Genomic DNA, 25,378 nt, shown 5'->3' on the forward strand with positions numbered 1-25,378 from the left:
GCGCCGCGCCGTCAGGCGTGCCGGAAAGACACCGGCTGGCCGGGCCGCAGCTGGGCGAACGCATCGAGCGAGCCGTCGGCCACCACGGCGATCACCGGGTACCCGCCGGTGACCGGATGGTCCGCGAGCAGCACGGTCGGGCGACCATCGGGCGAGACCTGCACGGCGCCGGCGACCATCGGCTCGCTCGGGAGCTCGTGACGGATCGCCCGCTCCAGCAGCGGATCGGGATGCGGCGTCACGCCCGCCGCGTGCGCGGGCGCCCGCACGGGGTCGAGCCGCGCGCCGATGCGGTCGCTCTCGGCGGCGACGCGCCACTCGACGGAGAAGAAGGACTCCAGTGCCCGATGGGTGAACCAGTCCGCCCGAGGGCCCGGGTGAGCGCGCACCTCGACAGCCTCGGGCGTTGGGTCGGCGACCGGGACGAAGTCCAGCAACGGGACGTCGGAGCCGGGATGCTCGCCAATCGGCACCAGCTCGCCCACCTGCAGAGGTGCAGGCCCGAGACCGGCCAGAGTGTCGCGGGAGCGTGACCCGAGCACCGGAGTCACGGCTACCCCGCCGCGCACGGCCAGGTACCAGCGCAGTCCGGCCGTCGCGGACCCGATCTGCAGGAGCTGTCCGGGCCGCGCCCGCACAGCCTGGTGCGCATCCACCGGGCGATCGTCGAGGAGCAGCGGGCCGGTCGCCCCGGTCACAGCGAACCAGGCGTCGCGCTCGAGGCGCGCCTCGAACCCGCCGAGGAGCACTTCGAGCCCGGCGTCGCCCTCGTCGTTGCCCAGCAGCCGGTTGCCCAGCCGCAGCGCGGCGCGGTCGAGGGCACCCGACCGGCCGACGCCGAGGGCGGCGAAGCCGGGGCGCCCGAGATCCTGGACGAGCGTGAGGGCACCAGGGCTCACGATGCGCAGGCCGCTCATCGCACCTCCCGGAAGCGCACGACCGCTCCCGGCCGGAGCAGCGCGGGAGGATCGGCCGTCTCATCCCACAGCGTCGCGTGGGTGCGGCCGATGAGTTGCCAGCCGCCCGGGCTCGACCGTGGGTAGACACCGCTGAACGTCCCTGCGAGGCCGACCGACCCCGGCGGCACCGCCGTGCGCGGCGTCGCCCGGCGCGGGACCTCCAGCGCGTCAGCGCCCGCCGGGCCGTCGCTCACCAGGTAGGCGAAGCCGGGCGCGAAGCCGCCGAACGCGACCCGCCACGGGGTGCCGGTGTGGAACGCGACGACCTCCGCCTCGGTCCGCCCGGTGAGCCGGGCGACCTCCGCGAGGTCGTCGCCGTCGTAGCGGACGTCGAGCTCGACGACCCGCTCGTCGACCGCCCCGGCGGGAAGCGGCGCGGTGCGCTCGACCCAACCGCGGGCAGCGCTGAGCGGGAGGATGCGCGGCTCGACCACGACCGCGATCGTGCGGGCGGCGGGCACCAGCTCCACGACGCCGTCCGGTCGGGATGCCTCGAGCCCGCGGAACAGCGCGAGCACGGCATCCAGCCCGTCCAGCTCCACGAGCAGGGCGTGGTCGCCGTAGGGCAGGATGCGCGCGGTCACGCGAACGGCTCCACACTCACGCCCGCTTCGGCGAGCGCGTCGCGCACGGCCAGCGCCATCGCGACCGCGCCCGGGGTGTCGCCGTGAACGCACAACGAGTCGACTCCGACGGGGATGTCGGTGCCGTCGGCGGCGACGACGCGGCCCTCGGTGACCATGCGCACGGCCCGCGCGGCGATCTCCCCGTCATCGGAGAGCAGCGCGCCCGGGTCGGTGCGCGGCACCAGCGTGCCGTCGGAGCGGTAGCCGCGGTCGACGAACGCCTCGCGGACGAACCGGACTCCGGCCTCGCCGGCCGCCCGCTCGACGGCGGAGCCGGCCAGTCCGAGCAGGGCGAGCGTCGGGTCGAAGGCGACCACCGCATCCACCACGGCCCGCGCCTGACCCGCGTCGTGCACGATGCGGTTGTAGAGGGCGCCGTGGGGCTTCACGTAGCGTACGGAGGTTCCGGCCACCCGGGCGAGGCCCGCGAGGGCGGCAAGCTGGTACAGCACCTCGTCACGGAGCTCGCCGGCGGGCACGTCCATCGCGCGCCGCCCGAATCCCGCGAGGTCGCGATAGGAGACGTGGGCGCCGACGGTCACGCCGTTCGCGGCAGCCTCGCGGCAGGTCGCGAGCATCGTCGACGGGTCGCCGGCGTGGAACCCGCAGGCCACATTGGCACTGGAGACCATCCGCAGCAGTGCGGCGTCGTCGCCCATCGACCAGGCGCCGAACGACTCCCCGAGGTCGCTGTTGAGGTCGACGGAACGGCTCATGCCCCTATTGTGGCGTGCGCCCCGGGTCCGCGGGCCGCACGAGCGCGGTGCGCACGCACCTTCGCGCGGTTGCCGCAGCGCTGCATCGAACACCAGCGCCGGGTGCCGCTGCGCGAGGTGTCGAGGTAGACGAGCTCGCAGTCGTCGGCCGAGCACTCGCGGATGCGGCCGTCGACGTCCGGGCCGAAGAGGCGCACCGCATCCCGCGCGATGGTACCGAGGGCCTGATGCGGACGGGCGTTCGTGCGCCCCGCCTGGCGGCCGCCACCGGCGAGGACCGGCGGGATGTCGGGAGTCGCCGCGAAGAGGTTGACGACGTCGATGTCGTCGGGCGACAACTCGTCGCCGCGGCTGGCCTGCCGGGCGAGGCGGCCGATCGCGGTCCGGAGGGTGCGCGCGTCGCGGAACTCGCGGTCCCCCGCCGTCGGCGCGACCTCGGGGAACCTCTCGACCAGCCACGCGTTGAGGCCGTGGGCGTCGCGGACGGCGTGCCGGTCGGGGTCGGCGTCGCCGTCGGTGTCGGCCGCGTGCGCGAACTCACCGGTGTAGGCGAAGTCGAGCGCGAGCGACCCGGAGTCGAACCACCAGCGCTGACCGTCGCTCGGTTCCATCCACTGACCGGTGCCTCGGGTGAGAATCGCTTCCGTCGCCATGTAACCAACATAGTCGGTTACCAGCGGGCCTCTCGACGCGGGCGTTACCTCCGCCAGCCTAGCCGCCGACCGGCCACCGTCCGTGGGTCGCAACACGCCGTTATGGGCGCGCCATAACGGCGCGTTGCGACCCGCGGATGGTCGGGCAACGGACCGGAAGCGGCCAGCGACGCCCTGGCATACTGGGCGGATGACCGCCACCCGCCCGGACCCGGCCGCTCCGCTCGAGGGCGTGACCGTCCGCCTGCGCGCCCTCACCCTCGACGACCTGCCGGACCTGTTCGATGCGATCGGGCATCCCGAAGTCTTCGCCGGAGGCTGGGGAGGCGGTCCAGCGGCCTATCGCGACACCTACGAGGAGTGGCGGGAGTTCATCCTCCGCTACCTCGCCTGGGACACCGCGAACGTGACCGCCGTCGTGCTCCGCGACGGCGACCGGTTGGTCGGCACGACCACGCTGGGCGACTTCGACCTCGCCAACCGCTCCGCCCACATCGGCTGGACGGCGTACGCGCCCGAGACCTGGGGCACGCTGGTGAACGCCGAGACCAAGCGGCTGCTGCTCGGGACGGCGTTCCACCACGGCTTCGAGCGCGTCAAGCTGCAGGCGGATGTGCTCAACGCGCGGTCCCGCGCGGCCATCCTCCGCCTCGGCGCGCAGTTCGAGGGCGTCCTGCGACACACCCAGCTGCGCGCGGACGGGACCTGGCGCGACACGGCCGTGTACTCCATCCTCAGCGAAGAATGGCCGAGCGTGCGGGACGGCCTGGACGCTCGCCTCGGCGTCGCGCACGCCTGACGGCGTCGCCGCGAACAGCCGCCGGGACCGCTACTCGGTCGCTGCCGCCGCGGCCGTGCGCCGCTGCGCCGGCGACACCTCGCGGTGCTGCCAGGAGATGAGGTTCGCGGCATCGAAACGGCGGCTGCACGCACCGCAGGCGAGCGCGCGCGCCGGCTTCCGGTAGCGATAGTGCGTGTGCCCGTTCGGGCAGGTGCCCACCCATGGCGCCAGGTCGTCGGCGATCGCCCCGCCGTGCAGGCGCTTGCCCTCGTATCCGAGGTCGAGCGCGATGGCGCGCCAGCGCGGCCCGTGCCCGGCGCGGGAACCGGCGAGCGCGTGGGCAACCTCATGGAGGAGGATCTGGTGGATCTCGTCGTCCTCGTACCGAGCCGCCAGGTACCGCGAGACCGTGATCCGCTTCGACGTGTAGTTGCAGAGGCCGGCGCGCGTCTTGGCGTTGTCGAAACCGAAGCTCCACACGGCCGGGTCGAGGTGCAGGGCGATCAGCGCCTCCGCCCACCGGCGCACGCGGTCGAGTTCGGCCATCAGCGACGGGTCCCGTCCGGAGCGCTCCCTACCTCCATGACGTGCATCCTACGCGTGATCGGGGTCGCCCTCGCCGCGTTCCCCGCGTGCGGCTCCGCGCTGGGCGTCGAGCGCAGACTGCACGACGGCGACCGCGGTCAGCGCCGCCTGGATCTCGGCCGGCGACGCGCCCAGCTTCTCGCGCAGGAAGACGGCCGCGGTCATGTCGGCGAGCGCGTTCTCGTAGTCGCCGGTGTCGAAGTACACCTTGCCCCGGCTCTGGATGGCGAACGCCTCCAGCGCCGTCCACTCGCGACCGCGCGCCTCGTCGACGCATCCGGTCAACTCCACGACGGCCTCATCGGACTTGCCCTGGTACTGCAGCACCTGGGCACGGCGGATGCGCGCTCCGAGCAGCTGCTCGCGGTCGCCGGTGAAGCGCGCCTGACGGACCGCTTCGTTGCCGATCTCGATCGCCTCGTCGAGCCGGCCCAGCAGCCGCAGCAGAACGGTCTTCTCGTTGAGCGCGCTGAGACTGCGCAAGCTGCCCAGCTCCTCCAGACGCTCGCCGGCAGCGCGCAGATCGACGCGTTCGCGCAGGGTGGTCGGATCGTATCCGAGGATGATGCTCAGGGTTCTGCTCCCGATCGGTGGTTCCCCCCAAGACTACCCGCAGGAGCGGCCGCACCCGGGTGAAGGTCAGCCGGGGCGTTTGACCGCCTGCGCCGGAACGAGCGGCGCCTCGACGAGCCGGTCGTCGCCGGAACGGGGCGAACCGCGCCCGTCGGTGTTGTTCGTGAGCAGCCACAAGCGGTCACCGACGGCGACCACGTCGCGCAGCCGGCCGAACTCGCCGTCGAAGAACGGTGCCGCGGTCACGGGGGCGGCGCCATCGGTCGGCCAGGCGGTCCACAGCCGCTCGCCGCGCAGTGCAGCCAGGAAGATCGTGTCGCCGACGACCGCGAGGCCGCTGGGGCTCGCCGCGTCCGTCGGCCACTGGTACACAGGGTCCGTGTACTTCGGGTCGCCCCCGACACCCTCGACGGTGGGCCATCCGTAGTTCGCGCCCGGACGGATGATGTTGAGCTCGTCCCAGGTGTTCTGGCCGAACTCGCTCGCCCACATCGTGCCGCGCGAATCCCAGCCGATCCCCTGCGGGTTGCGGTGCCCGTACGACCAGACCGGCGAGCCGGGGAACGGGTTGTCGCCCGGCACCTGACCCTCCGGCGTGATCCGCAGGATCTTGCCGCCGAGCGAGGCGACGTCCTGGGCGTTGCCCGGGTTCGAGGCGTCCCCTGCGGTCACGTAGAGCATCCCGTCGGGGCCGAATGCGAGCCGACCGCCGTCGTGGTTCGACGCCTTCGGGATGCCGGTGAGCACGGGCTCCGGCGCCCCGATCGCGTAGCTGCCCGGCACCCCGGACAGGGACAGCCGCACGACCCGGTTGTCGTCGGCGGTGGTGAGGTACGCGTAGAGGTACTTCGGTGCGGACTCGGCCTGCACCGCGAGCCCGAGCAGGCCGCTCTCGCCGGTGTGGACGACGCCGGGGACGCTGCCGACCGTGCGGAGTCCGCCCTGCGGCAGCCGCTCCCGGATGGTGCCCGAGTCGCGTTCGCTGATCAGCGCCGACCCGCTCGGCAGCGGGACGACCGACCAGGGCGACTCCAGCCCCGTCTCGAGCACGGTCGTCTGCCCGCTCGGCTGCCAGGGGATCGCGGCGACCGCAGCCGAGGTGCCGGTCGGCCGCGGCGTCGCTGTGGGCGTGCGCGTGACCGTCGGCGTCGGAGGCGGGGTCGAGCATCCCGCCAGAACGAGCGCGGCCGCCGCCAGAGCCAGGAGGCTCAGGCGGCGGCCGTGACGGAACATCGCGACTCCCGGTCGTCAGTCGACGACGCGGACGTCCTTCCAGAACGCGACGTAATTGCTGTAGTCCTTGCCCACCCGGTCAAAGGAGCTCGGGTACGGAGTGGGATAGCTCCACGCGCGATCCTGCAGCAGACCGTCATCCGACTTCACGGAGAAGTACTGGCACTCGCCCTTCCACGGACACGTGTAAGGGGTGGCGCTCTCTACGAGGTACTCGGAATTGACGCTCGCCGGAGGGAAGTACCAGTTGCCCTCGATGCGGATGAGGTCCTCCTGCGGGGCCTCGGCGATCACGGTGTCGTTCAGCACGGCTTTCATCGATTAAAACCTCCTGTGCACGGCAACGTACGCCGACGGGCGATCATTCCGCCGGGAGCGCACCGTTCTGCCGGGGAGCTCGGAGCACCGTCACAGCGTCGGACGAGTCGAGCCGTCCGGCGGGGGCGATGTCGGCCGGGCCGGCGCCCGCGGCCACCCGCTCCTGGCCGGACACGGACGCCGTCAGCAGGTGCGCGACAGCGCCCCGCAGACCGGTGAACGCCGCGCAGGCCGCCGCAGCCTCCGGCGAGGAGTAGTCGATGCCGACGGAGGCGAGCGCATCCACCAGGGCACCCGCGGCCAGCAGGTCCTCCACGGCGAAGCGGGTCGAGCCGGACGGGGTCGCACCTCCGGCGGCCACGAGGGCGATCATCGCGCGCCGGCCGAGACGGACCTGCTCGGCGAGGATCCAGCGGGCGACGGCGGTGGCGTCGGTCAGTCCGGCGGCCAGCACGGCGCCGTCGCCGGGCAGCTCGGGCGCAGGAGTGTCGGCCAGCGCATCCACCCACACCACCACGTCGGCGTCGGCCGCGACGGCGGCGGCACCGTCGGCCGCCCAGTCGAACCGCACCTGGTACTTGGCTTGGCGGTGCGCGGCCGGGATCTCGGCGGAGATCGTGTCGGAGTCGAGAGGGGTCGGCTGAGTCACCGGGCCATCGTAATGCGGTGGTCGCCGCGCCGCGGCCGTGTTTCGCCCGGTGACGGACGCATCTGCCGGCGGATCAGCTCGAAGTCGTGCCGGGACAGCTCGATGAGCCCGCGGCGCAGCTGGTAGCCCCAGTCCGGCTTGTCGCGCGTGAAGTCGAGAGCGCCGAGCAGCGGGCGGATGGGCGTCGCCACGGCGTCGTGATCCCACTCGACCCGTCGCCGCCACGGCTTGAAGTCCGACGCCGGACCCTGCATCGCCGGCCCCTGCGTCACCTGGAACACGTCGTCGTCGGCCAGTCTGCCTACGGCCGTGAACTGCTTGAGCGGCTCGCCATCCGGATACGTCGCCCGCGGCGAGTAATACACGAAACCGTCGGCCGGGCCCATCCGCTCCAGGGGAGCCCGGGCGCCGTGGTTGACCTGGGCGAAGCCGCCGGCGACGCCACGCAGCACGTGATCGAGCTGCACAACGCCCAGCCAGTAACGGATCGCCATGCTCCCGTTGTAGCGCACACCACCGTCACTCGTGTCGAAAGCGCCGCATCCCATTCGACGCATGGATGACTCCAGACGTGTTCGACGAGAGGATGGGACCATGCGTTTCGTGCTGATGGCACAGGCCGAGGAGGGCGACGGCGTCGAGCCCGCCGTGCCGGACCGTGCCGCCCTCGACCGCTACGAGCAGGATCTGGTGCGCGCCGGAGTGCTGCTCGCGGCCGAGGCCCTCGAGCCGACGGGTGCCTGCGCGCGCATCCACTTCGACGGCGAGGACCGCACCCTCGACCGCTCGCCGGGCCCGTCGGCCGCCCGGGTGACCGGACTGTGGATGCTGCAGACCGCCGGCGAGGAGGAGGCGCTCGAGTGGGCCCGACGGCTGCCGCTGACGCACGGCAGCGTCGAGGTGCGCCGGGTGGCGGGCGACGTGGGCCGATGACCGACGAGCGCGAACGACTCGACGAGACCCGCCGCACCGTCGAATCGGTCTGGCGCATCGAGTCCGGACGCCTGATCGCCGGGCTCGCCCGAACCACCGGCGATGTCGGGCTGGCCGAGGAGCTTGCTCAGGATGCGCTCGTCGCCGCCCTCGAGCAGTGGCCGGAGACGGGAATCCCGCGCAACCCCGGGGCGTGGCTGACGACGGTCGCGAAGCGCCGCGCGGTCGACGGCTGGCGCCGGCGGGAACGCCTCGACGACCGGTACGCCGCCATCGCGCACGACCTCGAACAGGAGCTCGGCTCGGACGATCCGGCACGCGTCGCACAGGAGCCGATCGGCGACGACCTGCTCCGGCTCGTCTTCGTCGCCTGTCACCCGGTCCTCCCCCAGGCGTCGCGGGTCGCGCTGACCCTGAAGCTGCTCGGCGGCCTCTCGACCGAGGAGATCGCCCGGGCCTTCCTCGTCCCGCCGGCGACCATGGCCCAGAGGATCGTCCGCGCCAAGCGCACCCTGAGCGCTGCGGGGGTGCCGTTCGAGGTGCCCGAGCGGGCGGAGTTCCCCGAGCGGCTGGCCTCCGTGCTCGAGGTCGTCTATCTGATCTTCAACGAGGGCTACTCGGCCACGGCCGGCGACGACTGGATGCGGCCGGACCTGTGCCGGGAGGCGCTGCGGCTCGGCCGGGTGCTCGCCGAACTGACACCGAGGGAGCCCGAGGTGCACGGGCTGGTCGCGCTGATGGAGTTCCAGGCGTCCCGGCTCGGAGCCCGCACGGCCGAGGACGGCAGCCCCATCCTGCTGCAGGACCAGGACCGCGCCCGCTGGGACCGCCTCCTCATCGGCCGCGGCGTCGCGGCCCTGGAATGCTCCGACGCCCTGCGCCTCAGCAGGCGGCCGCCCGCCAGCCGCGGGCCGTACGCGCTGCAGGCGGCCATCGCCGCGTGCCACGCCACCGTACCGACGCCGGAGGCGACCGACTGGGAGGAGATCGTCGCGCTGTACGGCGCGCTCGGTGAACTGCACCCGTCCGCCGTGGTCGAGCTCAACCGCGCGGTCGCCCTGTCGATGGCGTACGGGCCGGAGGCCGGGCTCGAGGTCGTCGACCGGCTGGCGATCGAGGGGGCACTGGAGTCGTACCACCTGCTCCCGTCAGTGCGCGCCGACCTGCTGCTCCGGCTCGGGCGACGCGACGAGGCCAGGCAGGAGTTCCAGCGCGCCGCCGCGATGACCGGTAACGCCCGCGAACGGGAGCTGCTGCTGGCGCGGGCCGAGGAAGCTTGAGCCCGAAGAAGACTGAGCCCGAAGAAGCCTGAGCCCGAAGAAGGCTGAGGAACCGCCCATCCCCTGGCCTCCTCACCGCTTCCCGGGGTGAGACTGAGATCATGCGCGTGCTCCTCAAGCTGACCCTCGACTGCGATCCGGATGCCGCCTGGCGTGCCCTCCAGAGTCCGACGGCGTTCCGCGAGGTCGCCCTGCCGTGGCTCGACTTCCGGTCGGAGGAGCCCGGCGGCTTCCCGACGCGCTGGGGCTCGGAGCACCGCGTCCGTGTGAAGGCGCTCGGAGCGTTCACCGTCGGGACGCAGGCGATCCGGCTCGACACGCTGCGGTCGACCGATCCGCGCGAGCAGGCGACGCGCATCCTGCACGACAGCGGCGGGGGAACCGGCGGGATGCTGTCCGCGATCCCGCGGCTCGACCACCGGATGGCGATCGCCCCCGACCCGGCCGGACCGGACGAGAACGGACGGCTGCGGACCCTCTACCGTGACCAGCTGATCGTGCGCGCCGGGGCGCTCACCCCGTTCGCCTGGTACGCCTTCTGGCTGTTCTGGCAGTGGCGCGGCGTGCGCCTCCGGCAGCTGGCGCCCACCTGGGCCTACGATCCCGAAGTGCGGACCCCGGCAGACGGAGAGGCCGCAAGCGACACCACGACACCGGAGGACAGATGACGAACGCCGAACCCGCGACAGGCACCGGCGGAACGGAAGACGGGAGCGCGGCCGAGCGGCCGGCCCGTGCGGTCACCGCCGTGCAGACCGCGGACTGGAGACGGCGCGTGTTCGCGCTGTACGCCTCCGTCCGCCGGCTCGCCGCCCACGACCCCGCGGAAGCCCACGCGCACTGGACGTCCTGCCGCAACGACCTGTTCTCGTCGCATCCCGCATCGCCGCTTCTGCCGGAGGACCTGGAGGGCTTCACCGGACTCCCCGTGACCCGGTACGACCCCGACTGGCGGTTCGAGCTGCCCATCCACCCGGCCGCCGAGGCCGTGCGAATGGACGTGGAGACCGGCACCGACGGCGTCGTGCCCTTCGAGCTGCTCGGCACGGTCCGTGTCCCCCTGGCGGGAACACTCGACGTCTGGCGGCTCTCGTCGTACGGCGGCGGCCTGTTCGTGCCGGTGAAGGATGCGCTGGCCGGGCGGCCCGGCGGAACCTACGGCGGTGGACGCTACCTGATCGACACCATCAAGGGCGCCGACCTCGGGCTCGACACGGACGACGGAGAGGCCTCGCTCGTGCTCGACTTCAACTTCGCCTACAACCCGTCGTGCGCGTACGACCCCGCGTGGGCGTGCCCGCTCGCGCAGGCCGGCAACACCCTCCCCGTCGAGATCCCCGTCGGCGAGCGCTACGCCGGCGCCTGACCCGCACCCGCTCCCTCCCGCCCACCGTCGAGTCCGCACATTTTGCACGTTTTCGCGGGGCCCCGCGTGCAGTTTTTGCAGACTCGATGGTGGGGGTCAGCGGGAGACGAGGGTGAGGCGCTGGGTCGGGCGGGTCATCGCGACGTAGAGGGATGCGGCACCGCGCGGCGACTCGGCGGCCAGCGCGTCCGGGTCGGCCAGCACCACGGCGTCGAACTCGAGACCCTTCGCCTCATAGCCGGTCAGCACGGCGATCGGGCGACCGAGGCCGGTCGCGCCCCGGCCCGCGGCGTCGCCGAAGCGCTCCTCCACCGTGGCGGCGACCGCCGGGAGGTCCGACTCGGTCGTGATCACCGCGAGCGTGCCGCCCGCGTCGATGCCACGATCATGCGCAACGGCGTCGGCGACGGCTGCGGCGAGCGCCGCATCCCCGTCAGCCGCATCCCCCTCGCCCGAACGGACGCGGCGGATGGGCCAGTCGCCCTCGCGGACGGCACGCGTCGGCGTGATCGGCAGGCCTGCCGAGGAGGCGATGCGCTCGGCCTCCCGCGTGATCTGCGCGGGCGTCCGGTAATTGACCGTCAGCTCCTCCAAGCGCCACGCGTCCTTGAAGATCGGGTCCAGCGCATCCGGCCAGCTGGTCGCACCGGAAGCGGAAGCCACCTGGGCGATGTCGCCGACGATGGTGAACGACTTCATCGGGCAGCGGCGCACGAGCACCCGCCACTGCATCGGCGACAGCTCCTGCGCCTCGTCCACCACGACGTGGCCGTAGGTCCAGCTGCGGTCGGCGGCGGCACGCTCCGCCGTCGTGCCGCGATCGGCCTGCTCGGCGAAACCGTCGGCCAGCTGCTCGGCGCTGACCAGCCCCTGGACGCCCATGTTGCGGATGGCCGCGCGCGCGTTCTCCAGGTCGCGCTTGCGCTGACGGTCGCGCTCGCGGTCGGCGGGGTCCGGCCGGCCAGGGAAGTCGCCGAGCAGCTCCGCCGCTTCGTCCAGCAGGGGGACGTCCGAGACGGTGAACGGCTCGGTGCGGTCGCGGCGGAGCGCATCCCGTTGCTGCTGCGACCAGCGCGGCGTCAGCTCCGCCAGCCACGCTGGGCGCGCGTAGAGGTCCTGCAGCAGCTTCTGGGGGGTCAGCGGCAGCCACGCGGTGTTGAGTAGGACGCGCACGTCGTACGAGGTGCGGAGGTCTTCGCGGAGCACCTTCAGATCGGCGTCGTCGATGGTCGACCCCGAAGCGCGCAGCTGCGTCGCCAACTGATCGGTGAGCTCCGAGAGCGCGTTCTTGACGAACGTCACCCGCGCGACGTTGTGCGGCTTGCCGGTGCGCTGGGCCTTGGCGATGGCGCGCTGGATGAGGTCCGGCGCGACCACCAGGCGCTCGTTGTCGACGACGATCGTCTGCTCCTCGACGGGCGCCTTCTGCCGCGACTTCACGGCCCGTGAGAGCAGGCGGGCCATCTGGGCGGAGCCCTTCAGGATGGCGGCCTCCGGCGCATCCTCGGCGGTCGCCTCGACGCCCGGGAACAGCTCGCCGAGCGTCGACATCACGACGCCCGTCTCACCGAGCGACGGCAGCACCGCCTCGATATAGCGCAGGAACGCCGTCGACGGGCCGACGACCAGGACGCCGGACGTGCTCAGCCGCTGCCGGTTCGCGTACAGCAGATAGGCGGCGCGGTGCAGGGCCACCGCCGTCTTGCCCGTGCCCGGGCCGCCCTGCACGACCAGCGCGCCACGGAGGTCGGAGCGGATGATGCGGTCCTGCTCGGCCTGGATGGTCGCGACGATGTCGTGCATCCGGCCGGTGCGCTGCGCCGTCAGCGCGGCGAGCAGGGCGCCCTCGCCCTGCACCTGCTCCCCCGCGCGGTCGCCGTCGAGCAGCGCCTCGTCGAACACTTCGTCGTCGATGCGCGTGACCTGGCGGCCAGACATGGTCAGGTGCCGCCGGGCGCGGACGCCCATCGGCTCGCTCGCCGTCGCCTGGTAGAAGGCGCCGGCCTGCTGGGCCCGCCAGTCGACGAGGAGGGAGCGCTGGTCATCGTCGCGCAGGCCGACGCGCCCGATGTAGCGGTGGTCGGAGCCGTCGACCGGCTCCTCCAGCAGCAGGCGGCCGAACACGAGACGCGCATCCACATCCCGCAGCTGGGTCAGCTGGTCCTCGTAGAGACGCGCGAAGGCGTCGCGCTCGCTGCGCGCCTGATGGTTGCTCCCGACGCTGTCGCGGCGCACGCGGGCAAGCCGTTCCTCCGTCTCGGCACGCAGCTCGTCGAGCCGCTGATACAGCCCAGCGACCACGGCGCGCTCGCGTTCGAGCTCCGATTCCAGCACGCCCATGGCCACCTCTCGTTTCCGGGCCGACAGTCTACGACCTCCGGATGCGAGTGCGCTCTCAGCACTCGTACGGCCGGATGCTCTAGGGTGGAGGGAGCGGGCGACGATTCTGCCCGCGGCGTCGTAGAACGCTTCGCGTCGCGCCGGGCCATGTCCCCGCCACGCTTCTCTTCATACGGCGAACGATCGCGCCGCTCGGTGCGCTCGCCATTCACCCCGGTCCGCCACTGCCGACCGGGTCGATGCCTGAAAGGCACATCCTTGACTCTCTCCTTCGCCGAACTCGGCGTACCCGCTCCGCTCGTCGCCGTCCTGACGGCCGACGGCAAGACCACCCCGTTCCCGATCCAGGCCGACACGCTGCCCGACGCCCTCGCGGGCAAGGACGTGCTGGGCCGCGGCAAGACCGGCTCGGGCAAGACCATCGCGTTCGCCCTGCCGCTCGTCGCGCGCCTCGGCACCGTCCTCGCCGGCGGACGCCGCCGCCCTGGACGCCCGCTGGCCCTCGTGCTCGCACCCACCCGTGAGCTGGCGACCCAGATCGCGACCACCTTCCGTCCGCTCGCCGACGCTTACGGCCTGCGCGTCTCCACCGTCTTCGGCGGCGTCTCGCAGAACAAGCAGGTCGCCGAGCTGAAGGCCGGCGTCGACATCCTCGTCGCCTGCCCTGGACGCCTCGAAGACCTCATGAAGCAGGGATTCGTGAACCTCGACGCCGTCGAGATCACCGTGCTCGACGAGGCCGACCACATGGCCGACCTCGGCTTCCTGCCGGTCGTCACGCGCATCCTCACGGCCACGCCCACCGACGGCCAGCGCCTGCTGTTCTCGGCCACGCTGGACAACGGTGTGGACAAGCTCGTAAAGCGCTTCCTGCACTCCCCCGTCCTGCACTCCGTCGACGACGCGAACAGCCCCGTCGAGGCGATGACCCACCACGTGCTCCAGGTCGAGACGCCCGATGAGAAGAAGGACCTGGTGGAGGCGCTCGCCTCGGGCACCGGTCGCCGCATCCTCTTCACCCGCACCAAGCACCAGGCGAAGAAGCTCGCCAAGCAGCTCACCGCGTCCGGAATCCCGGCCGTGGACCTGCACGGCAACCTCGCCCAGGGCGCCCGCGACCGCAACCTTGCCGCTTTCGGCGAGGGTGACGTGAAGGTGCTCGTCGCCACCGACGTCGCCGCCCGCGGCGTGCACGTCGACAACGTCGAGCTGGTCGTCCACGTCGACCCGCCGGCGGAGCACAAGGCGTACCTCCACCGCTCTGGCCGCACGGCTCGCGCGGGCAGCGCCGGTGACGTAGTCACCGTCATGCTCTCGAACCAGGCAGCCGACGTGAAGACGCTGCTCCGCAAGGCCGCCATCGCTGCGACCCCGCAGCGCGTCACAGCGACCTCGCCGGCCGTCATCACGCTCGTCGGCGATGTCGCGCCCCGCGTCGCCCCGTCGCTCCGCGAGGAGCGCACCGGCGGCGGTGTCTCGCAGGGTGCGAACGCCCAGCGCAAGCGCGCCCGGCGCGCCGGCGGCCAGGGCGGCGGCTCGGCTTCCGGTTCCGGCCGTGGCGGGCAGGCTGCCGGAAACGGCTCCGGCCGTGGTGGCCAGGGCGCAGGCAACGGTTCGGGTCGCGGCGCAGGCTCCAGCCGTGGCGGCCAGGGTGCCGGCAACGGCTCGGGTCGCGGCGCAGGCAACGGCTCCGGCTCGCACGGCGCCACCGCGGGCGGCGGGACCGCCGGCGGCTCGCGCCGTCGCGGCGGCTCGCAGCGCCCCGCGGGCGCTCAGTCGGCCGGCACCTCGCGCTCCGGCGGAGCACCGCGGGCGACCGCGGGCCACGGCGACACCACGGTGCGTCGCGGCAACGGCTCCCGCCGCGCGCAGGGCTGACGCCCCGCTCCACACTCGCTCAGACGCGGGCGTTCCGACGGAACGCCCGCGTTTGTCGTCTCCACCTCCCCAAGTGCCGGCTAGGCCGCCAGACGCTCCACTCCCGCGATCACACCGTCGATCAGCACGGCGTAGCTGCGGTCGAGGTCGTCAGGCAGGCCGAAGCCTCCGCCCAGTTCGAGGGTGATGAACCCGTGAACCGCACTGCGCAGCATCCGGATCGCATCCACCAGTTCGTCGTCGGGCAACCCGAAGCCGCGCATCACCCCGGCGAGGACCGTCAGCGTCTCGTCGGCACGAGCGACGAGCTGCGCGTCGGCGGGGTCGGAGCTCGGCGCGACCTGCGTCGCCGCATACCGTCCCGGGTGGCGGTGGGCGAACGCGCGGATGGCGTCCGCCGCGGCACGCACCGCATCCGGTCCAGCCCGGCCGATCGTCGCGGCGGCGAGCACCCGGGTCAGCTCCGCCACCGAGGCCGTCGCGACCAGGCGGCGGAGGTCGTCCAGCGACGACACGTGCTTGTACAGGCTCGGGACGGCGACGCCCGCCCGGCCGGCGACAGCGGCCAGCGTCAGGCGGTCGAAGCCGGCAGTCCCGCCGTCGTCCACGAGGTCGATGGCGACGGACGCCACCGCTTCCCGCGTCAGCCCGGCCCTAGGCACGCGCGGCCCACGCGGTGTCCGCCGCGCGGCGTGCCGCGAGAAAGTCGAGCGTGCCAGGAACCGTGACATCCGGACGTTGGGCGTGCGGGTAGTGTCCCGCCTCGGGAACGCGGACCACCTCGGCGCCGATCGACTCCATCCAGGAGCACTCGGCGGCGACATCGCGGAAGTCGGGATCGAGATCGCCGACGAACGCCAGCATCGACGCACGGACGTCACCCAGCCGCGGCTCCACCACCGAGTGGGTGAGCTGCAGAGTGAGACGGCGGAAGCTGCGCAGCCGGCCGGGTTCGGAGAGGGAGGCACGGATCGCCGCGACGTGCTCCCCCAGCCACGGTGCGGTGCGGCCGCGGTTGAGCGTCCAGCGGTAGTACCCGGCCCACAGGGCGGCGCCCCACGGCTTGGCGAACATCCCGCGGTACAGCAGGTGCAGCAGGCCCGTGGCGAACCGGCCCATCGCCGGATCGCGGAGGAGCGGACCGTACAGGACGAGACCGGAGACGAGGTCCGGACGCTCTGCCGCAGCCCACGCGGCGGCTGCCGCACCCATCGAGTTGCCGAGGACGACGGCGGGACCGCCCAGTTCCTCGATCAGGGCGATGAGGTCCCGGGCGGTGGCGACGTCGCCGAACTCGGTGAAGGTGGTGTCCGAGTCGCCGTGCGCCCGGAGATCCGTCACGGCCACGCGGTACCCGGCGGCGACCAGCGGCGCGACCAGTTCGCGGTAGCTGGAGCGGAGGTCGCCCATGCCCGGCACGGCGACCACGAGAGGGCCGGCGCCCTCGACGGTGAAGCTGACGCGCCCCTGCGGACGCTCGAGGTAGCGCACCTGCGACTCGATGGAAGTATTCATAGCCATAAAGCTAATGCCATTAGCTAATTGACGCAAGAGGCAATTCGGCCGGGGCCCGGCGCCGATCAGGCGATGCGGCCGAGCGACGCCATGGCCGCCTTCACGAGCGCACCGCGGCCGCCTTCGAGCTCCTCGGACACCGTCAGCGAGACGGCCTCCTCCGGCGTCATCCACGTCAGCTCTAGGGCATCCTGTCGCGGATCGCATGTGCCGGTTACCGGCACGACGTAGGCGAGCGACACGGCGTGCTGTCGCTCGTCGGTGTAGTGCGAGACGCCTGGCATCGGGAAGTACTCGGCCACCTGGAACGGTACCGGGCTCGCCGGCAGCTGCGGGAAGGCCATCGGCCCGAGATCCTTCTCGAGGTGACGGAACAGCGCCTCACGCAGCGTCTCGCCGTACATGACGCGGCCGGACACGAGCGTGCGGGTGATCTGCCCGACGGCGTTGGCACGCAGCAGGATCCCGACTTCCGTCACCTGCCCGAGGCCGTCGACCCGCACGGGCACGGCCTCCACATACAGCAGCGGGAGCCTGCGACGGATCTGCTCCAGCTCGATGTCCGACAGCCAGGCCGGACCCGGCTGCGGGCCGTCGCTGGGCAGGGGGTCGGGCGTGGGGTCCGGATCCGGGGTGCGAACGCTCATGCATGAATCCTACGGACGAGATCGGCGACCACCTACGGCAGCCGGGACGATCTGTGGATGACGGCACTCCGACGGGGGCTGTGGACGACTCCGCTTCCCAGCGCACAATGGAGGGTGCCGTTTCCCGCTCCCGACCTGCGCATCGACCGTGACGCCGTCCTGTGGTCCGCCTCGGAACGCGACCGCGCCGGGCGACCGCTGCTCATCCTCCTGCACGGGTACGCCTCCGACGAGGCCGACCTGTTCGGCATCGCGGCCTACCTGCCGCTGGAGCCGGTGATCGCGTCGCTGCGCGCACCGATCCCCGAGGGCGCCGGCTTCGCCTGGTTCTCGCGCTTCACGAACGTCCCCGGCGATCCGCTCGCGGGCAACGCGGACGCCGCCGCGCGCGCCGTGCTCGACTGGCTGGACGAGCAGCCGCGCGTGCCCACCGGCCTCCTCGGCTTCTCGCAGGGCGGCGCGATGGCCCTCCAGCTGCTGCGCCTCGCTCCCGAACGTTTCGACTACGCGGTGCAGCTCTCCGGGTTCGTCGTGAAGGGCGATCAGCCGCGGGACGCGGAGCTCGCCGAAGCGCAGGTGCCCGTCTTCTGGGGCCGCGGCACGCTGGACGACGCGATCCCGACGGCGTCGCTCGACCGGACGTCGGACTGGCTTCCGGAGCACTCCGCACTCGATGCCCGCATCTACGAGGGGATGGGGCACGCCATCTCGCCGCTCGAACTCGGCGACATCTCGTCGTTCATCCGCACGAATCTGCCTCGCTGAGCGTTATCCACAGGTCTTGCCGGAGCCCCTGACAGTGTCGGTGGCCGGGTGCAGGATGGAGGGATGGCCGATGTGCTGGATCGATTCTCCCCCGCGACCCGGGAGTGGTTCCGGGGGGCCTTCGCCGCGCCCACGGCCGCGCAGGAGGGTGCCTGGGAGGCCATCTCGCACGGCAAGCACGCGCTGGTCATCGCGCCGACCGGTTCGGGCAAGACTCTCGCCTCCTTCCTCTGGGCGATCGACCGCCTCGCGAACCACCCGCGTCCCGCCGACGCGAAGCCCGGTACGCGCGTCCTCTACATCTCTCCGCTGAAGGCTTTGGGCGTGGATGTGGAGCGCAACCTGCGCGCTCCGCTCGTCGGCGTGACGCAGACGGCCAAGCGATTGGGGGCCGAGCCACCGCACGTCAGCGTCGGGGTGCGTTCGGGCGACACACCCGCCTCGGATCGGCGGGCGCTGCTGAGCAATCCGCCCGACATCCTCATCACGACTCCCGAGTCGCTGTTCCTGATGCTCACCTCGCAGGCGCGTGAGACGCTGACCTCGGTCGAGACGGTCATCGTCGACGAGGTGCACGCGGTGGCGTCGACCAAGCGCGGAGCGCACCTGGCCCTGTCGCTCGAGCGGCTCGACCAGCTGCTGGAACGTCCGGCGCAGCGCATCGGGCTGTCGGCGACCGTCCGACCGCCGGAAGAAGTCGCGCGGTTCCTGGCAGGGAGCGCGCCCGTGGAGGTCGTCGCGCCGCCGGCCGGCAAGCGCTTCGATCTGCGCGTGGTGGTCCCGGTCGAGGATATGAGCGAGCTCGGCACCTCCACGTACGCCAGCGAGAACCCGGGTGACGGCTCTCCGCCCCAGGCCGGTTCGATCTGGCCGCACGTGGAAGAGGCGATCGTCGACCGCGTGATCGAGAACCGCTCCACGATCGTCTTCACCAACTCGCGCCGGCTCGCCGAACGCCTGACCGCCCGGCTGAACGAGATCTACGAGGAGAGGATCCTCGGCGGCACGGCCGGCGAGGCGCCCAGCCGCGCGCCTGCGGAACTGATGGGAGGCTCTGGTCAAACCCGCGGGTCCCAGGCCGTCGCCGATGCGGAGGCGCTCGTGCTGGCACGCGCCCACCACGGCTCGGTCAGCAAGGAGCAGCGGGCGCTCATCGAAGACGACCTGAAGTCCGGTCGCCTTCGCTGCGTCGTCGCCACGTCGAGCCTCGAACTCGGCATCGACATGGGAGCCGTCGACCTGGTCGTCCAGGTGGAGGCTCCCCCGTCGGTCGCCAGCGGATTGCAGCGCGTCGGCCGAGCCGGACACCAGGTCGGCGAGATCTCGCGCGGCGTCGTCTTCCCGAAGCATCGCGCCGACCTCATCCACTCGGCGGTCGCCACGGAGCGGATGACCGCCGGGCTGATCGAGTCCCTGTCCGTGCCGGCGAACCCGCTCGACATCCTCGCCCAGCAGACGGTCGCCGCGGCGGCCCTCGAATCGATCGATGCCGACGACTGGTTCGACACCGTCCGGAGGAGCGCCCCATTCTCGACGCTGCCCCGCAGCGCCTACGACGCGACCCTCGACCTGCTCGCCGGCCGGTATCCGTCGGACGAGTTCGCCGAGCTCCGGCCCCGCATCGTCTGGGACCGCGACACCGGCGCCATCACCGGGCGCCCGGGCGCCCAGCGTCTGGCGGTGACGAGCGGTGGGACCATCCCCGACCGCGGCATGTTCGGCGTCTACATGGTGGGCGAGAAGGCCAGCCGGGTCGGCGAGCTCGACGAAGAGATGGTCTACGAGTCACGGGTCGGCGACGTGTTCGCGCTCGGCTCGACGAGCTGGCGCATCCAGGAGATCACGCACGACCGCGTCCTCGTCACCCCCGCGTTCGGCGAACCCGGCCGTCTGCCGTTCTGGAAGGGCGACGGGATCGGCCGTCCCGCCGAGCTGGGCCGCGCGGTCGGCGCCTTCATGCGCGAGGTGAGCACGGCGTCGCCGGCGGATGCGGAACTGCGCTGCGTCGAAGCCGGCCTCGACGCCTGGGCGACGAACAACCTGCTGTCGTTCTTGCGCGAGCAGAAGGAGGCGACCGGCCACGTCCCGACCGACAAGACGCTCGTCGTCGAGCGCTTCCGCGATGAGCTCGGCGACTGGCGGGTGGTGCTGCATTCCCCATTCGGCATGCAGGTGCATTCGCCGTGGGCACTGGCGGTGCAGGCCCGGGTGCGTGAACGGTACGGGGTCGACGCGGGGGCGATGGCGGCCGACGACGGCATCGTCGTCCGCATCCCCGACACGGAGGCACAGCCGCCCGGTGGCGAACTGTTCGTGTTCGAGCCGCAGGAGCTGGACGAACTGGTGACGGCGGAGGTCGGCGGCTCGGCGCTGTTCGCCTCGCGGTTCCGCGAGTCCGCTGCCCGCGCACTGCTGCTGCCCAAGTACAACCCGGGCAAGCGGTCGCCACTTTGGCAGCAGCGGCAGAAGGCGGCGCAGCTGCTGGACGTGGCGCGCAAGTACCCCAGCTTCCCGATCATCCTCGAGACCATCCGCGAGGTGCTGCAGGACGTCTACGATCTCGCCGCGTTGACGAATGTCGCGAAGCAGATCGAGCAGCGCAGCATCCGGCTGGTCGAGGCGTCGACCGAGACCGCCTCTCCCTTCGCGCGTTCGCTGCTCTTCGGATATGTCGCTGCGTTCATGTACGAGGGCGACAGCCCGCTGGCGGAGCGCCGGGCTGCGGCGCTCTCTCTCGACGCCGGGCTGCTCGCCGAGCTGCTCGGCCGAGCCGAGCTCCGCGAACTGCTCGATCCGACGGTCATCGAGCGCGTCGAGCTCCAACTGCAGCGGCTTGCACCCGAACGCCGAGTACGCGGGGTCGAGGGCGTCGCCGACCTGCTGCGGCTGCTGGGTCCCCTGTCGGTGGAGGAGGTGTCCGAGCGTCTCGAAGCCGAAGGCGAGAGGGCTGCCTCCGCCCGTTCGGAGGAGTCCGACGAGGCCGGCCGACCCGACGAGGGCGGCGAACTCGGCGAGGGCGGCGAACCCGGCGAGCCAGAGCTCACGGCACCGCACGCAGACCGGGAAACCGCCGCCGGACACCTTGCGACCCTGGTCGACACGCACCGGGCGCTCGCGGTCACCGTCGCGGGAGTGGAGCGCTTCGCCGCGATCGAAGACGCCAGTCGCCTCCGCGACGCCCTAGGAGTCCCGCTGCCGATCGGCGTCCCGGTGGCCTTCATCGAACCCGTCGACGACCCGCTCGGCGATCTGGTGAGCCGCTTCGCGCGCACGCACGGGCCGTTCGAGACGGTCGACATCGCGAGCCGGCTCGGTCTCGGCCCGGCGATCGTCCACGACGCCCTCCGACGGCTCGCCCGCGACGGGCGCGTGGTCGAGGGCGAGTTCCGTCCGCACGCGCACGGCACCGAGTGGAGCGACGCCGAGGTCCTCCGGAGGCTGCGTCGCATGTCGCTCGCGGCGCTGCGCCACGAGGTCGAGCCGGTCGACACCGCCACGTTCGGGCGGTTCCTTCCCGAGTGGCAGCACGTCGGCTCCACGCTGCGCGGGGTGGATGCGGTCGCCTCGGTCATCGAGCAGTTGTCCGGTGCGCGCATCCCGGCATCGGCGTGGGAGTCGCTCGTCCTTCCGAGCCGCGTGGCCGACTACAGCCCGGCGATGCTGGACGAGCTGACGGCGACGGGCGAGGTGATCTGGTCGGGTGACGGCAGCCTTCCCGGCGACGACGGCTGGATCAGCCTCCACCTGGCCGATTCCGCTCCGCTCACGCTCGCGCCGCCCTCGGATCACGAGCCGGATGAGCTGCAGCGCGGCATCCTGGATGCGCTCGGCCGCGGAGGCGGGTACTTCTTCCGGCAGCTGTCCGACACGCTCGGCATCGAGCGCGGCTCGGCGATCGACGACTCCGAACTCGTGACGGCGCTGTGGGATCTCGTGTGGGCCGGGCGCATCACCAACGACACCCTCGCTCCGCTCCGGACGCTGACCGCGGGTGGATCGGGGGCGCACAAGCGGCCGCGGCAGCCGACACGGGCGCGAATGTACCGCGGCCGCGTTCCGACGCGAAGCGCGATGGTCACGCGGATGGGACCGCCCACCGCGGCCGGACGATGGTCGCTGCTCCCCGAGCGCGACCTCGATTCCACCGTGCGCGCGCACGGCCAGGCCGAGACGCTGCTCGACCGCTACGGGGTCGTCACCCGCGGATCCGTCATGAACGAGGGGACGCCCGGCGGATTCGCGCTCGCGTACAAGGTGCTCAGCGGATTCGAGGAGACCGGGCGGGCGCGCCGCGGCTATTTCATCGAGACGCTGGGCGGCGCCCAGTTCGCCAACGGTGCGACGGTCGACCGGTTGCGGTCCTACGCGCGCGACCACACGCAGCAGCGCCCGTACGAAGCCGTCGCGTTGGCGGCGACCGACCCCGCGAACCCGTACGGCGCGGCGCTGCCGTGGCCGGCGGTGCCGAGCGAGAGCGGCACGGGCCACCGCCCGGGCCGGAAGGCCGGAGCGCTGGTCGTGCTCGTCGACGGCGAGCTGACGCTCTACGTCGAGCGCGGCGGGAAGAGCCTGCTCTGCTTCGTGGCCGAAGCCACCGGCTCCGGCGGCACAGCGGGGCCCGAGCAACCGACGGAGGAGTCCGGACTCGTGCTGGCCGCGGCGGCCCGCGCCCTCGCGGCGCTCGTCACCTCGCGCCGCGTGGACAAGCTCGCGGTGGAGACCGTCAACGGCGGGTTCATCCTCGGCTCGCCCGTCGGCGATGCGTTGTCCGAGGCGGGCTTCCTCGCCACTCCGCGCGGATTGCGGCTGCGCGCATGACGGCCGACAGGGTCGACACCGGCCGGGAAGCCGCGCATGCCTGAGGGCGACACCGTCTACCAGGCGGCTCAGCGCCTCCACCGTGCCCTCGCGGGTCAGATCCTCACGGAGACCGACTTCCGCGTCCCCGCCTACGCGACCGTCGACCTCTCCGGCGAGCGCATGGACGAGGTCGTCAGCCGCGGCAAGCACCTGCTGATGCACGTGGGTGACCACATCATCCACAGCCACCTCAAGATGGAGGGGTCATGGGAGGTGTACCCGCCCGACGGCCGCTGGCGGCATCCCGGCTACCAGGCGCGGGCAGTGCTCCGCACGGCCGACGCGCAGGCCGTGGGGTTCCAGCTCGGCGTGCTGGAGGTCCTCCCCCGCGACCGGGAGGACGACGTGGTCGGGCATCTCGGCCCGGACCTCCTCGGCTCCGACTGGGACGCCGACGAGGCCGTCCGTCGGATCACGGAGAATCCGGACGTGCCGGTGGCGGTCGCGCTCCTCGACCAGCGCAACCTCGCCGGCCTCGGCAACGTGTACGCCAACGAACTGTGCTTCCTGCGCGGGATGCTTCCCACCCGACCGGTTCGGGATGCCGACATCCCCGCGGCCGTCGACCTCGGTCTCCGGCTCATCACGGCGAACCGCGACCGGCCGCTCCGGGTCACCACCGGCGACACCCGCCGCGGACGCAACACGTGGGTCTACGGCCGCCGCGGCCAGCCCTGCCGTCGCTGCGGCACGCGCATCCAGTCGTCGTCGCTGGGCCGGACGGACCTCGAAGAGCGGGTCACATACTTCTGCCCGGTCTGCCAGACGTAGCAGACCGGGCAGAAGCCGGACCGGGCAGAAGCCGGAGAAGGAACGGAGAGGAGCGTCAGGCGGCGGCCTCGTCCTCATCCTGCTCGGCTGCGGCACCCGTGCGCACGGTCTCGAGCGCGGCGGACCAGGCCTCGAGCTGGTCGAACAGCGGGGTGAGAGCGGCGGTCTGCTGGTCGGTCGGCTTCAGCTGCCAGTTCTCGAAGTCGTGAGCGAGGCTGAGGCCCACGTGCGCGCTGACCGTGGCGACCTGGAGCTGCGACAGCACCAGACGCAGGTGCTCGACGGCGCGAGCGCCACCGAAGACGCCGTAGCTGACGAACCCGGCGGCCTTGTTGTACCACTCGGCCCCGACGTAGTCGATCGCGTTCTTGAGGGCGCCGGAGGTGCTGTGGTTGTACTCGGGGGTGACGAACACGAAGCCGTCGAACTCGGCGATCTTCGCCGCCCACGCCTTGGTGTGCTCACCGGCGTACTGCCCCATGGCGGCGGGCATGGCCTCGTCGAGGTGCGGGAGGTCCCAGTCCTTCAGGTCGACGAGCTCGTACTCGACGCCGGAGCGCTTCGCGGCGTTCTCGTAGACCCAGCGGGCGACGGCCTCGCCGTTGCGCCCTGGACGCGTGCTTCCGATGATGATGGCGATCTTCGTCATGTCAGCCTTTCGTTTTTGATGACGTGTCATCCAACGCGAACCAGCCGCGTTCGCGATTCATTCCCGGCTAGGCTCGCCGCATGTCCGACCAGCGCGAACACCGCAACGACGACATCCATCTGCCCGAGGATGCGTCCGAGAACGAACGACGCCAGGCGGGCGACCGCCTGCGCGAGCGGATCTACGTCACCTTCACGGCCCTCGCGATCCTCATGGCGATGAACTCGCACGGAGAGGCGCTCGACTCGCCCACCGTGCTCTGGACGCTGGTCATCTCCGTCGTCGGAGTGCTGCTCGCCGGCCTCGTCTCCGACCTCGTGTCGCACATGATCGTGCACAACACCCTCCCGTCGGTCGCTGAGTTCCGGCACATGCTGGCGGTGTCGTCGCGCGCGCTCGGCGTGCTGGTGGTACCGCTCATCGCCGTGGGGCTGGCGGTGTTCGACGTCATCGAGGACCGTACCGGCCTCACCATCGCGATCGTCGCGCTCATCGCCTCGCTCGCCGTCATCACCCGGATCGCCGTCTCGCGCACCGGACTCTCCGGCTGGCGGCAGCTCGCGGTGCTGGTCGTCGTGGTCGCGCTCGGCGTGCTCGTCGTCTTCCTGGAGGCGCTCGCCCACTGACCCGCGGCGCGTGTCAGGATGGCGTATGGCCACCGTGCGCACCCGTCCCGACCCGAGGAAGCTGTCGGACGACGAGCTGGAGCTGTTCCGCGCCTTCCACCTGATGCGGCGCGGCTTCGACCGGACGCTGGATGCGCAGCTGCAGCAGGACGACGGCATCTCGATCTCCGAGCTCGAGGTGCTGATGGCTCTCGTCCGCTCGCCCGGGCGGCGGCTGCGGGTCCGGGATCTGGTGGATGCGACGGGCTGGGAGAAGAGCCGCGTCTCGCACCAGGTGACCCGCATGGTCGCCCGCGGGTTCGTCGAGCGCCAGGAGTGCGAGGAGGACCGCCGCGCGATGTGGATCCACCTCACCGGCGAGGGCCGGCGCGTGGTGGTGCGCGCGCTGCCGAAGCACTCGGCGACCATTCGCCGCATCCTGTTCGACGCCCTGACGCCCGAGCAGCAGGACTCCCTGCTCGGCATCGCACGCACGATGAACGCGGCGATCGACGACGAGGAGTGCGAGCCGCCCGCCGACTGCGACGACTGAGCGTTCTCGCAGGCGACCCGCCGCCCCATCCGGGTCTGGGCTGGGAGGCTGAGGCGGAAAAGCTGGTGATTCCTCGGGAACACCGCGCGAAACCAGGCGGTTCCAAGGCGCCGCCCCCTAGCG

General features: G+C 72.1%; 26 protein-coding genes. 11 read left to right on the plus strand and 15 right to left on the minus strand.

Annotation, left to right across the window (positions count from 1 at the left end):
- Positions 1-11: 11 nt before the first annotated feature.
- The 4 genes from ABIC47_RS02320 to ABIC47_RS02335 are packed head-to-tail and all read right to left on the minus strand — an operon-like array spanning position 12 to position 2,954.
- Positions 12-917 carry a 5-oxoprolinase subunit C family protein gene (locus ABIC47_RS02320; RefSeq protein ID WP_354476800.1) on the minus strand — a complete coding sequence of 302 codons (906 nt, stop codon included), beginning with the start codon at positions 915-917 and terminating at the stop codon, positions 12-14.
- Positions 914-1,543, minus strand: a complete 630-nt coding sequence (locus ABIC47_RS02325) for a 5-oxoprolinase subunit B family protein (RefSeq protein WP_354476802.1) — start codon at positions 1,541-1,543, stop codon at positions 914-916. The genes ABIC47_RS02320 and ABIC47_RS02325 overlap by 4 nt, the downstream gene beginning before the upstream one ends.
- Positions 1,540-2,301: a LamB/YcsF family protein gene (locus ABIC47_RS02330; protein ID WP_354476804.1), complete on the minus strand. Its 762-nt coding sequence runs from the start codon at positions 2,299-2,301 to the stop codon at positions 1,540-1,542. Before ABIC47_RS02330 ends, ABIC47_RS02325 begins: the two co-directional genes overlap by 4 nt.
- Positions 2,298-2,954, minus strand: a complete 657-nt coding sequence (locus ABIC47_RS02335; protein ID WP_354476806.1) for a CGNR zinc finger domain-containing protein — start codon at positions 2,952-2,954, stop codon at positions 2,298-2,300. Before ABIC47_RS02335 ends, ABIC47_RS02330 begins: the two co-directional genes overlap by 4 nt.
- A gap of 190 nt (positions 2,955-3,144) precedes the next feature.
- Here ABIC47_RS02335 and ABIC47_RS02340 point away from each other — a divergent pair, with 190 nt between their 5' ends.
- On the plus strand, positions 3,145-3,753 hold the full coding sequence (locus ABIC47_RS02340; protein ID WP_354476808.1) for a GNAT family N-acetyltransferase: 609 nt from the start codon (positions 3,145-3,147) through the stop codon (positions 3,751-3,753).
- A 30-nt stretch (positions 3,754-3,783) separates the two neighbouring features.
- On the opposite strand, the gene ABIC47_RS02345 is transcribed toward ABIC47_RS02340, so the two are convergent.
- The 6 genes from ABIC47_RS02345 to ABIC47_RS02370 form a co-directional block, all read right to left on the minus strand.
- A complete protein-coding gene (locus ABIC47_RS02345) occupies positions 3,784-4,281 on the minus strand; it encodes a SprT-like domain-containing protein (protein ID WP_018192007.1) in 498 nt (165 codons plus the stop codon).
- Positions 4,282-4,329: 48 nt separating this feature from the next.
- On the minus strand, positions 4,330-4,803 hold the full coding sequence (locus tag ABIC47_RS02350) for a hypothetical protein (RefSeq protein ID WP_018192008.1): 474 nt from the start codon (positions 4,801-4,803) through the stop codon (positions 4,330-4,332).
- Positions 4,804-4,959: 156 nt separating this feature from the next.
- The gene (locus ABIC47_RS02355; protein ID WP_354476811.1) at positions 4,960-6,126 is read right to left on the minus strand and encodes a PQQ-dependent sugar dehydrogenase; all 1,167 of its coding nucleotides are present in this window, start codon (positions 6,124-6,126) and stop codon (positions 4,960-4,962) included.
- A 15-nt stretch (positions 6,127-6,141) separates the two neighbouring features.
- Positions 6,142-6,444 (minus strand): DUF427 domain-containing protein, encoded by a 303-nt coding sequence (locus tag ABIC47_RS02360; protein ID WP_018192010.1) that lies wholly within the window; start codon positions 6,442-6,444, stop codon positions 6,142-6,144.
- A gap of 43 nt (positions 6,445-6,487) precedes the next feature.
- Positions 6,488-7,093, minus strand: coding sequence for a 2-phosphosulfolactate phosphatase (locus ABIC47_RS02365; RefSeq protein WP_018192011.1), 606 nt, complete (start codon positions 7,091-7,093; stop codon positions 6,488-6,490).
- Positions 7,090-7,587 (minus strand): EVE domain-containing protein, encoded by a 498-nt coding sequence (locus ABIC47_RS02370; protein WP_231374464.1) that lies wholly within the window; start codon positions 7,585-7,587, stop codon positions 7,090-7,092. The genes ABIC47_RS02365 and ABIC47_RS02370 overlap by 4 nt, the downstream gene beginning before the upstream one ends.
- 100 nt (positions 7,588-7,687) lie before the next feature.
- Between ABIC47_RS02370 and ABIC47_RS02375 the strand changes: the two genes are divergently transcribed.
- The 4 genes from ABIC47_RS02375 to ABIC47_RS02390 all read left to right on the plus strand — a co-directional run bounded on the left by ABIC47_RS02375 (position 7,688) and on the right by ABIC47_RS02390 (position 10,672).
- Entirely contained in the window at positions 7,688-8,026 is a 339-nt protein-coding gene (locus ABIC47_RS02375; RefSeq protein ID WP_354476814.1) for a YciI family protein, read from the plus strand.
- Positions 8,023-9,306, plus strand: coding sequence for an RNA polymerase sigma factor (locus tag ABIC47_RS02380; RefSeq protein ID WP_354476816.1), 1,284 nt, complete (start codon positions 8,023-8,025; stop codon positions 9,304-9,306). The genes ABIC47_RS02375 and ABIC47_RS02380 overlap by 4 nt, the downstream gene beginning before the upstream one ends.
- Positions 9,307-9,407: 101 nt before the next feature.
- Positions 9,408-9,974, plus strand: a complete 567-nt coding sequence (locus tag ABIC47_RS02385; RefSeq protein ID WP_018192015.1) for a hypothetical protein — start codon at positions 9,408-9,410, stop codon at positions 9,972-9,974.
- Entirely contained in the window at positions 9,971-10,672 is a 702-nt protein-coding gene (locus ABIC47_RS02390) for a DUF1684 domain-containing protein (RefSeq protein WP_020076907.1), read from the plus strand. Before ABIC47_RS02385 ends, ABIC47_RS02390 begins: the two co-directional genes overlap by 4 nt.
- Before the next feature lie 96 nt (positions 10,673-10,768).
- Here the strand turns inward: ABIC47_RS02390 and ABIC47_RS02395 are convergent, their stop codons facing one another.
- Positions 10,769-13,012, minus strand: a complete 2,244-nt coding sequence (locus ABIC47_RS02395) for a HelD family protein (protein WP_354476819.1) — start codon at positions 13,010-13,012, stop codon at positions 10,769-10,771.
- 258 nt (positions 13,013-13,270) lie between these two features.
- Here ABIC47_RS02395 and ABIC47_RS02400 point away from each other — a divergent pair, with 258 nt between their 5' ends.
- The gene (locus ABIC47_RS02400; RefSeq protein WP_354476821.1) at positions 13,271-14,890 is read left to right on the plus strand and encodes a DEAD/DEAH box helicase; all 1,620 of its coding nucleotides are present in this window, start codon (positions 13,271-13,273) and stop codon (positions 14,888-14,890) included.
- A gap of 80 nt (positions 14,891-14,970) precedes the next feature.
- On the opposite strand, the gene ABIC47_RS02405 is transcribed toward ABIC47_RS02400, so the two are convergent.
- The 3 genes from ABIC47_RS02405 to ABIC47_RS02415 form a co-directional block, all read right to left on the minus strand.
- Entirely contained in the window at positions 14,971-15,522 is a 552-nt protein-coding gene (locus tag ABIC47_RS02405) for a TetR-like C-terminal domain-containing protein (protein WP_354476823.1), read from the minus strand.
- 22 nt (positions 15,523-15,544) lie between these two features.
- The gene (locus ABIC47_RS02410; RefSeq protein ID WP_354476825.1) at positions 15,545-16,405 is read right to left on the minus strand and encodes an alpha/beta fold hydrolase; all 861 of its coding nucleotides are present in this window, start codon (positions 16,403-16,405) and stop codon (positions 15,545-15,547) included.
- Between the two features lie 65 nt (positions 16,406-16,470).
- On the minus strand, positions 16,471-17,052 hold the full coding sequence (locus tag ABIC47_RS02415; RefSeq protein WP_354476827.1) for an NUDIX hydrolase family protein: 582 nt from the start codon (positions 17,050-17,052) through the stop codon (positions 16,471-16,473).
- Between the two features lie 114 nt (positions 17,053-17,166).
- On the opposite strand from ABIC47_RS02415, the gene ABIC47_RS02420 reads away from it, so the two are divergent.
- The 3 genes from ABIC47_RS02420 (at position 17,167) to ABIC47_RS02430 (ending at position 23,448) form a co-directional block, all read left to right on the plus strand.
- Entirely contained in the window at positions 17,167-17,817 is a 651-nt protein-coding gene (locus ABIC47_RS02420; RefSeq protein ID WP_020076903.1) for an alpha/beta hydrolase, read from the plus strand.
- Between the two features lie 63 nt (positions 17,818-17,880).
- Positions 17,881-22,635 (plus strand): Lhr family ATP-dependent helicase, encoded by a 4,755-nt coding sequence (locus tag ABIC47_RS02425; protein WP_354476829.1) that lies wholly within the window; start codon positions 17,881-17,883, stop codon positions 22,633-22,635.
- Positions 22,636-22,671: 36 nt separating this feature from the next.
- Entirely contained in the window at positions 22,672-23,448 is a 777-nt protein-coding gene (locus ABIC47_RS02430) for a DNA-formamidopyrimidine glycosylase family protein (protein ID WP_354476831.1), read from the plus strand.
- Positions 23,449-23,503: 55 nt separating this feature from the next.
- On the opposite strand, the gene ABIC47_RS02435 is transcribed toward ABIC47_RS02430, so the two are convergent.
- Positions 23,504-24,097 (minus strand): NADPH-dependent FMN reductase, encoded by a 594-nt coding sequence (locus tag ABIC47_RS02435; RefSeq protein WP_020076900.1) that lies wholly within the window; start codon positions 24,095-24,097, stop codon positions 23,504-23,506.
- An 80-nt stretch (positions 24,098-24,177) separates the two neighbouring features.
- Here ABIC47_RS02435 and ABIC47_RS02440 point away from each other — a divergent pair, with 80 nt between their 5' ends.
- Both ABIC47_RS02440 and ABIC47_RS02445 read left to right on the plus strand, forming a co-directional pair.
- Positions 24,178-24,723: a hypothetical protein gene (locus tag ABIC47_RS02440; protein ID WP_354476833.1), complete on the plus strand. Its 546-nt coding sequence runs from the start codon at positions 24,178-24,180 to the stop codon at positions 24,721-24,723.
- Positions 24,724-24,748: 25 nt separating this feature from the next.
- The gene (locus tag ABIC47_RS02445) at positions 24,749-25,255 is read left to right on the plus strand and encodes a MarR family winged helix-turn-helix transcriptional regulator (RefSeq protein WP_354476835.1); all 507 of its coding nucleotides are present in this window, start codon (positions 24,749-24,751) and stop codon (positions 25,253-25,255) included.
- The last annotated feature ends 123 nt before the right edge of the window (positions 25,256-25,378 follow it).

It is taken from the genome of Leifsonia sp. 563, from assembly GCF_040545055.1.
Taxonomy (GTDB): domain Bacteria; phylum Actinomycetota; class Actinomycetes; order Actinomycetales; family Microbacteriaceae; genus Leifsonia.

Coding starts and splice junctions, on each gene's coding strand:
- ABIC47_RS02320 (WP_354476800.1), bottom strand. CDS start 917: ATGAGCGGCCTGCGCATCGTGAGCCCTGGTGCCCTCACGCTCGTCCAG.
- ABIC47_RS02330 (WP_354476804.1), bottom strand. CDS start 2,301: ATGAGCCGTTCCGTCGACCTCAACAGCGACCTCGGGGAGTCGTTCGGC.
- ABIC47_RS02335 (WP_354476806.1), bottom strand. CDS start 2,954: ATGGCGACGGAAGCGATTCTCACCCGAGGCACCGGTCAGTGGATGGAA.
- ABIC47_RS02340 (WP_354476808.1), top strand. CDS start 3,145: ATGACCGCCACCCGCCCGGACCCGGCCGCTCCGCTCGAGGGCGTGACC.
- ABIC47_RS02345 (WP_018192007.1), bottom strand. CDS start 4,281: ATGGCCGAACTCGACCGCGTGCGCCGGTGGGCGGAGGCGCTGATCGCC.
- ABIC47_RS02355 (WP_354476811.1), bottom strand. CDS start 6,126: ATGTTCCGTCACGGCCGCCGCCTGAGCCTCCTGGCTCTGGCGGCGGCC.
- ABIC47_RS02360 (WP_018192010.1), bottom strand. CDS start 6,444: ATGAAAGCCGTGCTGAACGACACCGTGATCGCCGAGGCCCCGCAGGAG.
- ABIC47_RS02370 (WP_231374464.1), bottom strand. CDS start 7,587: ATGGCGATCCGTTACTGGCTGGGCGTTGTGCAGCTCGATCACGTGCTG.
- ABIC47_RS02375 (WP_354476814.1), top strand. CDS start 7,688: ATGCGTTTCGTGCTGATGGCACAGGCCGAGGAGGGCGACGGCGTCGAG.
- ABIC47_RS02380 (WP_354476816.1), top strand. CDS start 8,023: ATGACCGACGAGCGCGAACGACTCGACGAGACCCGCCGCACCGTCGAA.
- ABIC47_RS02385 (WP_018192015.1), top strand. CDS start 9,408: ATGCGCGTGCTCCTCAAGCTGACCCTCGACTGCGATCCGGATGCCGCC.
- ABIC47_RS02390 (WP_020076907.1), top strand. CDS start 9,971: ATGACGAACGCCGAACCCGCGACAGGCACCGGCGGAACGGAAGACGGG.
- ABIC47_RS02395 (WP_354476819.1), bottom strand. CDS start 13,012: ATGGGCGTGCTGGAATCGGAGCTCGAACGCGAGCGCGCCGTGGTCGCT.
- ABIC47_RS02410 (WP_354476825.1), bottom strand. CDS start 16,405: ATGAATACTTCCATCGAGTCGCAGGTGCGCTACCTCGAGCGTCCGCAG.
- ABIC47_RS02415 (WP_354476827.1), bottom strand. CDS start 17,052: ATGAGCGTTCGCACCCCGGATCCGGACCCCACGCCCGACCCCCTGCCC.
- ABIC47_RS02425 (WP_354476829.1), top strand. CDS start 17,881: ATGGCCGATGTGCTGGATCGATTCTCCCCCGCGACCCGGGAGTGGTTC.
- ABIC47_RS02430 (WP_354476831.1), top strand. CDS start 22,672: ATGCCTGAGGGCGACACCGTCTACCAGGCGGCTCAGCGCCTCCACCGT.
- ABIC47_RS02435 (WP_020076900.1), bottom strand. CDS start 24,097: ATGACGAAGATCGCCATCATCATCGGAAGCACGCGTCCAGGGCGCAAC.
- ABIC47_RS02440 (WP_354476833.1), top strand. CDS start 24,178: ATGTCCGACCAGCGCGAACACCGCAACGACGACATCCATCTGCCCGAG.
- ABIC47_RS02445 (WP_354476835.1), top strand. CDS start 24,749: ATGGCCACCGTGCGCACCCGTCCCGACCCGAGGAAGCTGTCGGACGAC.